General features: G+C 67.0%; 12 protein-coding genes. 5 read left to right on the top strand and 7 right to left on the bottom strand.

Annotated elements, in window-relative coordinates:
• Positions 1-78 precede the first annotated feature (78 nt).
• The 3 genes from H6717_21160 to H6717_21150 all read left to right on the top strand — a co-directional run bounded on the left by H6717_21160 (position 79) and on the right by H6717_21150 (position 3,112).
• Entirely contained in the window at positions 79-1,347 is a 1,269-nt protein-coding gene (locus H6717_21160) for an ammonia-forming cytochrome c nitrite reductase subunit c552 (protein MCB9579554.1), read from the top strand.
• Positions 1,340-2,182 (top strand): hypothetical protein, encoded by an 843-nt coding sequence (locus H6717_21155; GenBank protein ID MCB9579553.1) that lies wholly within the window; start codon positions 1,340-1,342, stop codon positions 2,180-2,182. Before H6717_21160 ends, H6717_21155 begins: the two co-directional genes overlap by 8 nt.
• Positions 2,183-2,404: 222 nt before the next feature.
• Positions 2,405-3,112, top strand: a complete 708-nt coding sequence (locus H6717_21150) for a US12 family protein (GenBank protein MCB9579552.1) — start codon at positions 2,405-2,407, stop codon at positions 3,110-3,112.
• Between the two features lie 79 nt (positions 3,113-3,191).
• Here H6717_21150 and H6717_21145 read toward each other — a convergent pair whose 3' ends face one another.
• From H6717_21145 to H6717_21135, 3 genes are read right to left on the bottom strand one after another with little or no spacing between them, the layout of a single operon-like run.
• Positions 3,192-4,718, bottom strand: a complete 1,527-nt coding sequence (locus H6717_21145; protein MCB9579551.1) for a GMC family oxidoreductase — start codon at positions 4,716-4,718, stop codon at positions 3,192-3,194.
• Between the two features lie 2 nt (positions 4,719-4,720).
• On the bottom strand, positions 4,721-5,245 hold the full coding sequence (locus H6717_21140; GenBank protein ID MCB9579550.1) for a hypothetical protein: 525 nt from the start codon (positions 5,243-5,245) through the stop codon (positions 4,721-4,723).
• On the bottom strand, positions 5,245-6,540 hold the full coding sequence (locus H6717_21135; GenBank protein MCB9579549.1) for a wax ester/triacylglycerol synthase family O-acyltransferase: 1,296 nt from the start codon (positions 6,538-6,540) through the stop codon (positions 5,245-5,247). The genes H6717_21140 and H6717_21135 overlap by 1 nt, the downstream gene beginning before the upstream one ends.
• A 51-nt stretch (positions 6,541-6,591) precedes the next feature.
• Between H6717_21135 and H6717_21130 the strand changes: the two genes are divergently transcribed.
• Together H6717_21130 and H6717_21125 are read left to right on the top strand one after the other, a co-directional pair.
• Positions 6,592-7,719, top strand: a complete 1,128-nt coding sequence (locus tag H6717_21130; GenBank protein ID MCB9579548.1) for an FHA domain-containing protein — start codon at positions 6,592-6,594, stop codon at positions 7,717-7,719.
• Positions 7,720-7,769: 50 nt separating this feature from the next.
• Entirely contained in the window at positions 7,770-8,801 is a 1,032-nt protein-coding gene (locus H6717_21125) for a ketoacyl-ACP synthase III (protein MCB9579547.1), read from the top strand.
• On the opposite strand, the gene H6717_21120 is transcribed toward H6717_21125, so the two are convergent.
• The 4 genes from H6717_21120 to H6717_21105 are packed head-to-tail and all read right to left on the bottom strand — an operon-like array spanning position 8,802 to position 12,761.
• Complete coding sequence (locus H6717_21120; GenBank protein ID MCB9579546.1) at positions 8,802-9,257, bottom strand: hypothetical protein; 456 nt, start codon at positions 9,255-9,257, stop codon at positions 8,802-8,804. It lies immediately after the preceding gene.
• Between the two features lie 54 nt (positions 9,258-9,311).
• Positions 9,312-10,010, bottom strand: a complete 699-nt coding sequence (locus H6717_21115; protein MCB9579545.1) for a hypothetical protein — start codon at positions 10,008-10,010, stop codon at positions 9,312-9,314.
• On the bottom strand, positions 10,007-11,557 hold the full coding sequence (locus H6717_21110; GenBank protein ID MCB9579544.1) for an aldehyde dehydrogenase family protein: 1,551 nt from the start codon (positions 11,555-11,557) through the stop codon (positions 10,007-10,009). Before H6717_21110 ends, H6717_21115 begins: the two co-directional genes overlap by 4 nt.
• Positions 11,558-11,597: 40 nt before the next feature.
• Entirely contained in the window at positions 11,598-12,761 is a 1,164-nt protein-coding gene (locus H6717_21105) for an EAL domain-containing response regulator (GenBank protein ID MCB9579543.1), read from the bottom strand.
• Positions 12,762-12,813 lie beyond the last annotated feature (52 nt).

The raw sequence follows: 12,813 nt of genomic DNA, 5'->3' as shown, positions 1-12,813 counted from the left end.
AGTACCTTGGCGAGAGCGGACGTCATTGCCCTTTGCGGCCGCGTTGGCTAACGTCCTGCGCGGGAAGGGAGGAGCTCCGTGCGCGATCGGGTCACGTTCAAGTCGGTATTCATCGCGGTGTTCATCGGAACAGCGGCCATCGTCGTCGCGTTCCTGGTCAACGCCCAGCGACCGAAGGTGGAGGTCGCGCAGCCCAGCGCGGATCTGGTGAAGGCGAGCGGCAAGTGTGCCGAGTGCCATCGACGGGAGACCAGCGCCATCGTGCATCAGTACGAAGGCAGCAAGCACGCCGCCAAGGGCGTCACCTGTCTGGATTGCCATCGGCCGGCGGCGGATCAGCACGGCATCGAGCACAAGGGCTTCACCATTTCCGAGAAGCTCACGGCCAAGAACTGTCAGGGCTGCCACACCACGGAGTACGAGCAGTTCGCCCGCAGCAGACACGCGGCTCCGGCCTGGGCGGCGGTCGCCGGGCGGGACGACTTTTCCCCGGAGCAGCTGGCCTTCGCCAAGAAGTATCATCCGGAGGCGGTGGACCGCGCGCCCAACGGCCTGGCCCAGCTGGAAGGCGCGAGCGCCATCGCCAGCGGCTGTCAGAACTGTCACTCCATCGGCAAGCCCAACGCCGATGGCAGCTTTGGAACCTGCACGCCGTGCCACTCGCGGCACTCCGGTTCCATCGAGCTGGCACGCGAGCCCACCACCTGCGGGCAGTGCCACATGGGCCCGGATCACTCGCAGATCGAGATCTACGAAGAGTCCAAGCACGGCGCGCTGTTCACCGCGCAGCGCAGCAGCATGAATCTGTCGGCGGATCCGAAGCACCTCACCACCAGCGACATGCCGGTGCCCACCTGCTCCACCTGTCACATGAGCGGCATCGAAGGCCTCAAGGTCACGCACGACGTGGGCGAACGTCTCTCTTGGTACCTGTTCGCGGCCATCAGCCAAAAGCGCCCCGGCTACCCGAAGGGGCAGGACGAGATGAAGGAAGTTTGCGAGAAGTGTCACACGGACAAGAACGTGGACGACTACTTCGAGCGGGCAGAGAAGGTGGTGGAGAGCACCAACACCAAGATCCAACGGAGCGAAAAGCTGGTGGCGGATCTGCGCAAAGACGGACTGCTCACGCCCCAGCCCTTCGACGAAGAGATCGAGTTCTTGGAGTTCGACATGTGGCACTACTATGGGCGCACGGCCAAGCACGGCGCCTTCATGGGCGGTGCGGACTTCGTGCAATGGCACGGCAACTACGAGCTTCTTCACTACGGCGTGAAGCTGGAGAGTGCCGCCCGCGAGCTGCGCGCCGCTCGCGAGAAGCAGCCCGCGCCCCCACCCCATGACTGAACCCTTCGCCGAACGTTGGTCCTTGCCCTGGTTGGTGGAGGCCTTCGCCGTCTCGAACCTCGCGTTCCTGGCGGTGGACGTGGGCATCGCCCACGCGGTGAATGGCTTTGCCGAGACGGATGAATGGATCCCGGTGGTATTTTCGGCCCTCGCGCCGCTTCTGCTGCTGCCCGGTCTCTTGGGCCGGCGCTTCCAGCGCACCAGCGGCAAGCTCGTGGGGCTGGGTGTGGGCATCGCGGCGATCGTGGTGGGCGTGGCCGGGCTGGTGTTCCACCTCGAGAGCTCCTTCTTCGAGAGCCTGACCTTGAAGAGCCTGGTGTACGCCGCGCCCTTCGCGGCGCCGCTGTCCTACGTCGGTCTCGGCTTGCTCCTGCTGGTCAATCGCTTCGAGCGCCCTCGTTCGCGGAGCTGGGCGCAGTGGGTCGTGTTCCTCGCCTTCGGCGGCTTCGTCGGCAACTTCGTGCTGTCCCTCACGGACCACGCGCAGAACGGGTTCTTCCGTCCCATGGAGTGGGTGGCCGTCATCGCCGGGGGCTACGGCGCGAGCTTCTTGCTCATGGCCGTGTTCGGGAAACGCGGCCGTCCGTTCTTGCGCATCACCCTCGGGCTGATGGCCGTCGAGGCGCTGGTGGGCGTGGCCGGCTCGGGCCTCCACCTGATCGCGAACCTGCGCGCCGCAAAGACCACGTCCACCTGGGACGCCTTCGTGTACGGCGCGCCGGTGTTCGCTCCGCTGTTGTTCGCCGATCTCGCTGCGCTCGCCGCCCTTGGCCTGCTCGAGCTCGAACGCCACGCTCCGGCGCCACACTCCGAGACGACCGCCCCCGCGAGCTGAACAGGGTCGGATTTTCGCGCGCCCGCGGGATCATTTCCGCGACTTGGCCGGGCATCCCCACCGAAGTGCTCACTTTTCTGAGCTTTTTTTGGGGGCGCTTGCAGGAATAGAGGGGGCACCCCGTACGCTTTCCTGGTGGCGGAAGTTTCCGCTTTCCCTTGCGGACCGGGCGCGTCACCTCCATGTTCCACGCGCTCAACCACGGGGAGGAGAGCTCGAACCATGTCCCAAAGCTACCAGCCGTCTTTTGCCCGCCCGGGCGCCGCCCAGAAGTCCGCCATCGAGCGCCGGGCGCGCTTCATCGTCCAGACCTATAACCACCTGTTCGGGGCGATCCTCGCGTTCACGCTGATCGAGATCGGCCTGTTCATGTCGGGCATCGCCACCGTCATCGCTCAGCTGATGATCGGCACGAGCTGGCTGTTGGTGCTGGGCGCGTTCATGGTCGTCTCCTGGCTCGCGAGCCACGTGGCCCAGACCTCCGCCTCGAAGCCCGCGCAGTACGCGGCGCTCGGCGGCTTCGTGCTCGCCGAAGCGATCATCTTCGTCCCGCTGCTGTTCATTGCCACGCAGTTCGCCCCCGGCGCCATCCAGAGCGCGGGCATCGTGACCATGGTCGGTTTCGCGGGCCTCACCGCCATCGCCTTCATGACGCGCAAGGACTTCTCGTTCCTGGGCAGCTTCCTGCGCTGGATCGGCCTCTCGGCGCTGCTGCTCATCGGCGCATCGCTGCTGTTCGGCTTCACCCTGGGCACGCTGTTCAGCGTGGGCATGGTCGTCTTCGCCGGCGCCGCCATCCTGTACGACACCTCCAACGTGCTGCATCACTTCCCGGAGGATCGCTACGTGGGCGCCGCGCTACAGCTGTTCGCGTCCGTCGCGCTGATGTTCTGGTACGTGCTGCGCATCTTCATCGGCGCCCGCCGCTGACGTCCCAGTAGCATTTTCATGTTGGTCCGGCGCGGAACCGACGGGATCCGCGCCGCACCAGCAAAATGAAAATCCGCGATCAGGCTTCGGCCGCGAGGCGATCGGCGAGGAAGCGCGAGACCGTCAAGATGGGCGTCATCGTGTGGCTCGACGAGCTGGACGGGAACCCCGAGGAGTCGAAGACGTAGATGTCCTTGGTGCCGTAGACGCGGCCAGTGGGGTCGGCGCCGCCCAGGCGGGACGAGGGCGCCATGCGGATGGTGCCCTGTTGGTGGGCGGAGAGCAGTGGCGCGGAGGCGACGTCGAAGCGCACGGAGTCCACGCGCGTGAGGTCGGCCTCGCTGTCGAAGACCAGCGGCGGCGTGGTGGGAACGATGATGCGCTGGGCGCCGGCGGCGAAGTAGATGCGCGCGCACTGCTTGATGGCGTCGCGCAGGCGGGCCTTGTGGTCTTCCTTCTGCCAATAATCCACGACCAAGCGGCCGTCGGAGAGCCGCACGTTGCCGCTGGGGCGGTCGATGACCAGGAGCAAGGAGGCGGCGATGCGATCGTAGAGCTGCATCGCGCGCTTGCCCTCGATACCGGAGAACGGGAGCAGGGATGCGACCATGCCGGGCGTGCCCATGATGCCCTCGATGCGATAGCCCCACAGGCCGTGCTCGGGATGATCATCCACCTCGAACTCGGTGACGGCGTAGGACTGGGGAATGCCGCGAAAGGCGGTGATGGGCTCCTTGAAGATCGCGGTCACGGGTAGCTGCGGCTGCAGCATGAGGTTTCGGCCAACGTGCTGGTTGCCGAGGCCGGAGCGGAGCAAGAGCTCGGCGCTGGCCACGGCGTTGGCCGCCAAGATCACGATGCGCGCGCGCACCTGGGTGTGGCCGACGACGCGGTAGCCGCGTTCGTCGAGGGTATTTACCTCGATGCGTTTCATCTCTTGCTCGCCGGAGAGGATGCGGCGGGCGCGGGCACGCGTGAAGAAGCGAGCGCCGGCGTCGAGCGCGCCGGGGATGGCGACGAAGCGCGGGTTCTTCTTGGCGTTGATGGGGCAGCCGATGAGACAGGTGCCGGTGCCGATGCAGCCGACGCGATTGTTGAGCATCACCTCGCCGCGGAGATTCAGGGCCTTGGTGCCTTGGCGCAGGAGCGCGTTGGCGCGATTCACATGGTCCTCGGCGATGCGGCTGGCGGAGAGATCTTCGAGCGCCCGCTTCTTGTACGGCGCCAGCGCTTCCGGAGAGAACGCGGACAGGTCGAAGCGCTTTTGCCAGTGGCGCAGCACGGCGTCGGAGAGTGGCACGACGTCGCTGGCGTTGATCACGCCGCCGCCCCCGAGAACGCGCGCCTGCAGCACGTTCACCGAGAGATCCGCGGTGACCCGCGCGCCGCGGTCCATGTACAGCTGGTCGTACATGGCGCCATCACGGCCCGTGAGCTCGGGTCCGGTGAAGTCGCCGCCTTCTTCCAGCACCACCACGTCGCGCCCGGCCTTGGCCAGGACCCACGCGGCCGTCGCGCCGCCGCAGCCGGACCCGACGATGCACACGTCGGCGACGATCTCCCGGGGGGGCTTCTTCTTGGATAGGTCGTGGATCTCGCCGGCCATGGTCAGCTGCCGATCAGCGGCCCCGGGTAGTGGATGCTCGGCCACACCTCGGGTGTGTCGTAGAACACCATGGACAGGAACTTGCGGAACGCGAGAGCCACCTGCCGGCGGAGCGTGGTGTCGCTCTGGCACCAGGCTTCCCAGTGCTTCGCGCGCTGTTCGACAGAGAGGTTGGAGAACGTGACGAAGTGACCTTCGAACAGCACCGGCCCGTACTCGAACAGCAGCAACGCACGCCGCAGGTCGCGCACGTTCTCCGCTGCCTCGTTCTTCAAGAAGCCGTCGAAGGCTCGCGGCAAGTCGAAGTCCTCCGCGCCCAGCTCGAAGGGCCCACCCCGAGGCAGCTGAGCGCGGGCGATGTTCGCCAGGGTGCGGTACTCCTGGGCGGATAGCACCGAGAGTCCGGCCACCGCCGGGGCGGTGCCGCGGAGCGCCGCGAGCCCGCCGACGCCAGCGGCGATCAGGACGCCGCCTCCGAGCCCGGCTGCGAGCAGCCGTCGCCGCGACAAGAATCCGAACGGACCCATCAACCCGATGATGCCTCCGGACCGAGCGAAGTGACCAGCCGAACGATCTCGTGCTCGAACATCCGGACGATGCTCTTGGGATCGCTGCAGCGTAGAGCATCGGTGGAAATGCCGAGCCGGACCTGGCCCGCATAGGAAAGCAGCGACAGCCCCACGCCGATGTGCCCTGCGACGGGCGCCCAGACCATGATGCCGTCGAGGGGTTTGCCGGCCAAGTGGATGGTCTGCGGGGGGCCCGGCACGTTGGTGACCATCACGGTGGCCTTGCGGGTGAAGAGCTCGATGCCGATGTGCTCGATCTCGCTGCTCGCCACCCCCAAGGCGCCCAGCACCGAGAGCGCCACCATCGCTTCCGGGGACGCCTTGATGGCCGCCGTTCTGCGCTGCGTCTCGTGCACGCGCGCCAGTGGGTCGCTCTCGGCGAGGGGAAGATCGAGGTACACCAGCCCGAAGTGATTGCCGAGGCCGTGCCCCGAGTCGGCGGCTTTGACGTACACCGGAACCAGCGCGCGGATCTCGCCGCCTTCCGGCAGACCACCGTGCTCCAACAGATGTGTCCGTAGCGCCCCGGTGAGCGCGGCCATGAGCACGTCGTTCACGGTGGCCGAAAGCGCGTGGGCGGCGCCCTTGATTGCGGCCAAGGGGAAGCTCCGAGACCAGGCGGCGCGCTTTTGAACGCCGAGCGCGCCGCTCAAGGCGGAGGGCGCGTCGCGCGGGAGCAGCAGCGTGTGTCCCAGGCTCTTGGCCATGTTCTTGGTCAGCTCCCCGAGCTCCCGGGCGGACCGCGGCCGCTGTGGGGAGAGCCCGACCTCCGGCGGCGGTGGGAGCGCTCCGCCCTCGTCCGTCATGCCGAGCAGCAAGCGCACGAGGGCAACGCCATCGCCAATACAGTGGTGAAGGCGTGCCACGATGGCGGCGCCGCGGTCGCCGCGCTCGACGTAGTGCAGCTGCCAAAGCGGACGGTCGGGATCGAGGCGGCTGCTGGTGAGCTCGCTGAGGAGCTCCTCCAGCGCCCGATCGTCCCCTGGTGTGGGCAGCGCCCGCCGATGTAGGTGGTTGTGGAGGTCGAAGTGGGGATCCATCTCCCAGCTCGGCGTTCCCAACGGCAGGGTGGGGGGCACCACTCGCTGCCGAAAGCGCGGGTCCTGGAGCAGCCGCTCGGACACCAACCGCTCGACATCATTGAACTCTGGCGCCTGCTCGAAGGTCAGCAGGGCGGTGATGACCATGGCGTTGGTTTCGCTGTCCATCCGCCGCCAGGCGGCGTCGATGGCGCTCATAGGCTCGGATTTCATGGCACTTTGCTTTCCCGCCAGAGCGCTAGCACCCAGTGCTACGATGGTCACGTGGCGGACTTTCCGCGACGTTCCGCGCGTTCCCACGCTCCCACCTTGCTCATCCGCGGGCACGAGGTGCCTTTGCGTGATGGGTCCACGGTCATTGGCCGCGGGGCAGACGCGGATCTCGCCATCGTGGGACCGCTCGTCTCGCGGCGTCATGCCCGGATCCTCAATCAAGGAGGCACGGTTTCCGTCGAAGACCTTGGCAGTGCGAACGGAGTTTTCGTCAATGGCGTACCCGTGACGGCGACGGCACCTCTGTCGGAAGGCGACAGCCTGCTGATCGGAACGCTGGAGATGACCTTGTTTTTTGGGGAGCCGGACGCGGAAGCGGTCTCCAGTCGTCGCACCTTCGACGATCAGGGCAACCTGCTGTCGTGCGTCGAGCTCGAGACCCAGCAGGAGTCGCCCACCCAGATCCAGTTCGAGCATGACGAACCGATGAAGATGCCGGAGCCCGAGGAGCGCACCGCTCAAGGGACGCGTCCACCGGAGTCGTTGATGAGCTCCGGCATGGTTCCCCGCGCGGCTGCACCGTCAACGGAGCGCCCCGATACCTCGAAGCTCCCGCAGTCGTTGCCGCGGCCCACGGCTGCGCCGCCAACGGAATCGAGCCCGGCACCGGTGGAAGGAGAGGCCAAGGCGTCGCCCTCCGCCGCGCCGGTCGCGCGCATGTCGCAGCCCGTGGCCAAGGTGACGTTGCGCTCTTTGTCGGCCTCTCGAGATCCGCTCGAAGTCGTCGTAGACGTGGTGGATCGGATGGTGGAGCGCGGCGATCTGGACGCTGCGGGCCGCGCGCTGGAAGGGCAGCTGCAGCGGCGCATGGAGACGCTGCGAAGCGGCGTGCCGCTTCCTGACGAGGCCTTGGCGGCTGCCGGGCTCTGCTGCATGGACCTGGCAGAGGCGAGTCGACAGGCGCACTGGATCGACTTGGCGATCGAAACCTATCTTGCCGCCCGGCGCCCGATGGCCGAGCCCGTGGCCACTCGCCTCGCCGGATTGATCGTGGAGTTCCCGGAGGCGAACCGCGATCTCCTAGCCGGGTACAAGGACCTGGTTCGTTCGCTGCTAGGCAGCGTGGATCCGGAAGATCTGTTTGCGTGTGAATGCGTCTTGGCCATCGATGGCGCATGACCCTCGACGGTTGACCTGACCCCGAGATCCCGCCGATGATCGGCGGCCTCATGCCCAACGCATACATTTCCGGTACCGGCTTCTACGTTCCGCCGCGCGTCGTCACCAACGACCAGCTGGCGAAGGACTACGGCATCGACACCACGCACGAGTGGATCGTAAAGCGAACGGGCATCGAAGAGCGACACTTCGCCGAGGAAGGCGTGGGAACTTCCGACCTGGCGCTGCACGCCGCGGAGGACGCCATCGCGGCGGCGGGGATCCAAAAGACGGACCTCGACATGATCGTGTTCGCGACGCTCTCGCCGGATCACGCCTTCCCCGGCTCCGGTGTGTACCTGCAGCAGAAGCTCGGCCTGTGCGAGGGCGACAATCCGAAGTTCGTTCCGGCGCTGGACATCCGAAACCAGTGCTCGGGCTTCGTCTACGGCCTGGCGACGGCGGCGAGCATGGTCCAATCCGGCGGTGCAAAGCACGTGCTCCTGGTGGGCGCGGAGACGCACTCCGCGGCGCTCGATCTCTCGACGGAGGGTCGCACCGTGTCCTCCCTTTTCGGGGACGGTGCCGGAGCGGTGGTGGTGAGTGCCACGGACGAGGACAAAGGCGTGCGCGGCTGGTACCTCGGCGCGGACGGCCGCTACGCGGACGTGCTGTCCCAAAAGGTGTGGGACATCAAGAAACGCCCGTTCATTCCTACCAACGCCGAGGGCGTCGGCCAGGTGGAGCCGGGCCACATGTGGGCCCACATGGATGGCAAGCAGGTGTTTCGCAACGCGGTGGAGCGCATGATCGGCGTGTTGATGCAGGCGTGCATGGCCCAGGGCATCACGCGGGACGACATCGACCTGTTCTTGTTTCACCAGGCCAACATGCGAATCAACCAGTACGTCGCCGAACAGATCGGCGTGCCGGAAGATCGCGTGGTGCACAACATCCAGCGTTATGGCAACACCACCGCCGCCACGATACCGATCCTGCTGGCGGAGGCCGTGCAGAGCGGGAAGCTCAAGCCGGGCATGAAGGTCGCGATGGTCGCCTTCGGGTCCGGGTTCACCTGGGGCGCGGTGATCGTCGACTTCTGATCACACGTCGAGCTTCCGGCGCAGCTTCCAGATCAGGTCCGCCTCGGACTGGCAGGTCTTCGGGCCGCCGGAGAGCGCGCCACCGGAGGCCGCGGCGACTTCCTTGGCCAGGTCCACCAGCGACACCTTGAACTCGCGAGCCTCTTCCGGCGGACGCCGAGCATCCACGGCTTGACCCACGCGCTCGATCTTGTCGAGCAGCTCCCCCTCCGCAATGCTCGCCCGCCCTGCGGCTTGAGCCTCGGAGGGATGGTCCGCGCCCTTCAGCAGATCCCGCACCCAGGTTCGATCCGAATCTCCATTTGCGTGACGTGCGATCCAGCGCTCCAGGGCCTCTACCTCCGCGCGCACGGACTCCACGCTGGAGTCGGCTGCCAGGATGCCCATGAACACGTCCAGCGGCGCCTCGCACACCAGCGCCCACTCGTCGTCGGCAAATCCATGATGCTCCGCCATGAAAGGGATCTTTTCATGGACGCCGCCGCCGTCAACGCACCGCGGTGATGTCGATCACTTGAAGCCGTGGATGTGGACCACGTACCACTCGCCGCGCCAGGAGATCAGGCTGGTGATCTCGAGGGAATGCTCCTTGCCTTTGGCATCCGCAAAGCGCAGCGCGGAGTGGAGCACTCGGAAGTAGGCGAGCTTGTTTCCCTCGGAGCCGGGCTTCATCCAGCGCGCGCGATCTTCCGGCACTTCCAGGGCGATCAGGCGGGCGGCGGCGGGATCGTCGCCCAGCTTTCGGTGGTACTCGTGGATGTCGCGGTCGAAGTTGGCCAGAAGGCGCCGCTCGTAGTCACGGTCCGGCTTCTCGATGGCCTTCACTTCCCGGTACGCCAGGCGAGGGAAGAAGTAGGGATGGGCCTTCTCCGGCTCGTCTTTCTGGATGGCTTCGAACAGCGTCCGAGACAGCTCCGTGAAGAACGGCGAGGTGGTGGTGGGACGCTCTTCGGTCTGGGGCAGGGTGCCTCCGTCTGCGTCCGTCAGCACGGGAACGTGACTCACGGGTGCGTCGGGCGCCGCGTCCTTGGCTCTCGTGCCCGCGTCTTCCGCCGTCGGGGTGGCGCTGGCGCTCGCGCTCGGGGCAGGCGGCGTGACCGGAGCCGGGGTGCTGGTGGCGGACGGGGGCGTGGCCTTCGGCTTCTCCTCGCCGTGCTGACAGCCGGCCAGGGCCAGGGTCACCCACAACACGCTGTGTCGAATCTTCATCCTTCTCCGAGCTCTCGTATCGCCTTCACGCGCTTTCCGACCAAGCCACCGAGCTTGAGCAGCACTCCGAGCCCACCGTGGAGGGAGCGCGTCACGAGGGCTTCGCCGAGGGCCGTCAGATCCTCGTTTGCCGGAAACCACCAAGGGTCCGGCTTGGAGGAGCTGTCTACCAGGAGCGTCCGTGGTCGTGCAAACACGTGATAGGCGTGACGGCTGGAGGCGATGCCGGGCCCGGTGTCCTTCACGCCGGTCCAGGGCGTTTCCGCCAAGATGCCCGTGATGGAGTGGTTGTTCACCAGCGCCACGCCCACCTCCAATCGACGCGCGAGCTCCTCGCCGCGGGCGATGTCCCGCGTCCACACCGAGCCATTGAGCCCGTAGGCGCAGTCGTTGGCGAGCTTCAGCGCCTCCTCCGCGTCTTTCACTCGCTGCACCGCGACGACCGGGCCGAAGGTCTCTTCGCGCATCACCAGCATGTCCGGCGTGCAGCCATCGAGCACCGTCGCCTGATAGCCGAGTCCCTTGTCGGTGCGTTTGCCTCCCGCCACCAGCTTGGCGCCCTTGTCCAGGGCGTCGGCCACGTGGCGCTCCACGATGCCGAGCTGGGCTTCGTTCTGCAGCGGGCCGAGCTCACTCGGGCCGTCTTGGGGCGCCACCCGGAGCTTCTTCGCGATCTTCCCCAGGCGCTCCACGAAGACGTCGGCGATCGCCTCCTCCACGTACACCCTCTCGATGGCCGCGCAGTTCTGACCGGCGTTGTGGACGCCCCACTGCAAAATGCCCACCGCCGTGCGACCGAGGTCACAGTCCGCGAGCACGATGGCGGCGTCCTTGCCGCCGAGCTCGACGGAGCACGGGATGAGACGCTCTCCTGCCCGCGCCGACACCTTGCGTCCGGTGCGCACGGAGCCGGTGAACACCAGCCCGTCGATGTCCGCATCGATCAACGCCCCGCCCACGGCGCCGCCTCCCTGCACCAGACCGACCAGGCCGTCGGGGAGCACCTCGGCGCAGACGTCCGCGAGCCAGGCGCCCGTGCGTGGCGTGTGCTCGCTGGGCTTGAGCACCACTGCGTTGCCTGCCAGGAGCGCCGGGAACAGCGACTTGAAGAAGTTCGAGAGCGGGTAGTTCCAGGGCGCGATGATGCCAATCACTCCGCGGGGCACGAGCTCCACCGTGATGCGTTTGCCCGGGTAGTCGAGCGAGGAGAGCTTGATGCGCTCCGGCGCCATCGCCTTGTGCGCCGCTCGCCCCGCGGCCTTGGCGAAGTCCATCACGCCCGAAAGCTCACTCATCAGGCATTCCGTCTCGCTGCGCCCGGTCTCCGCGCTCATCAGAGCGAGGCCGTCGGCACGCTTGTCCAGCAGGCGCCGAGCCAGTTCCTTCATCGTCCCAATGCGCTCCGACAGGGGCACGGCGGCCCAAGCCGGCTGCGCCTTGCGCGCCTTCGCCACGACCTTGGCGACGGCGGCTTCCTCCGTGGCCTTGACCGGGGAAAGCTCGCTCTGGTCCGCGGGATTGTGAGTGCTGAAGATGGGCTCGCTCATGGCCGCGCAGGCTCTATCGGCCGCGGCCCGAGCACAAGCCTCACCACTGGGGCGCTGGGGGCGGATGGGCGGGCTTGGCGAACAGGAAGCCCTGAAGCAGGTCGCAGCCGAGGGAAATGAGCTGGGCCTTCTCGCCTTCGCTCTCCACGCCTTCGGCCACCACTTGGGCGCCGAGGTCGTGGCACAGGTCGATGAGCGTGGCGGCCAGCCGCTGTCGGGTGCTGCTGCGATCGATGCCGCGCACCAGATCGACGTCGAGCTTGACGATGTCGGGCTCCAACATGGCGAACCCCGAGAGTCCCGCGTGTCCCGCGCCCAGATCGTCGATCGCGATGCGATAGCCCCGCTCGCGGAGCCCTCGCAAGGTGCTGCTCAAGCGCGGATTGTCGGAAAGCGCGGCGCGCTCCGTCACTTCCAACACGATGCGAGCCGCGTGCGGCGCCATGGGGCAGCTCTCTGCCAACAGGGTCTCGTCCTCGAGCTCGTGGGGATGCAGGTTGATGCACAGGCTGGTGTCGGGAGGCATGCTGGGTAGGGCACGTGGTGCGTGGTACCGCACGGACTCCTCGATGTCCCGCAGGCGCCCGAGGCGACTCGCCAGATCCAACAGCGCCAGCGGGTCTTCCAGGTCCGCCTCGCGGCTGCGCAAGAGCGCTTCCCAGCCGAAGGTGCCTCCGTCTTTCGTCACGATGGGCTGGTAGGCCATCCACAGCGTGGACAACGCACGATCCAGCGCAGAGGGCGGCGCGTTGCTCGAGCGCTGGGGCTTGACCCGAGCGATCACGTCTTCCATCGCGCGCCGGGTGCGGGCAAAGCGGCGCAGACCCACCGCGCGGCGCACGAGGGCGATCAGGTCCGTTGGCGGAAACGGCTTTTCCAGCAGGCGATAGGCGCCCCGCTCCGCGGCCAGACGGAGCTGACTCTGGCTGATCGCACCGGTGAGCAGGATCACCGGAACGTCCGGGTCGTGCTCTCGCAGTCTGGGGAGCAACGACAAGCCATCGAGCGCAGGCATGCCGACGTCCGTGATGACGACGTCGAAGTCGCCGTCCACGAACAAGTCGATGGCCTCGCGTGGGTCCAGCGTGGTCGACACCGCGAAATCCGAAAGCACACGCGCCAGCGCGCGCAGAACGATGGGCTCGTCATCGACGAGGAGCACCCGGGCCCGGGCGACGTCGTCGTCCAATCTCACTCTGCTCACGAACGAAAGCTCCCTACCCCCTACATCGCCCGATGGCGTGCCCCTGAAAAGA

The sequence above is a fragment of the Polyangiaceae bacterium genome, from assembly GCA_020633235.1.
Classification (GTDB): domain Bacteria; phylum Myxococcota_A; class Polyangia; order Polyangiales; family Polyangiaceae; genus JACKEA01.
Note: the sequence above shows the minus strand (reverse complement) of the source record. Positions and strands in the feature narration are given on the sequence as shown.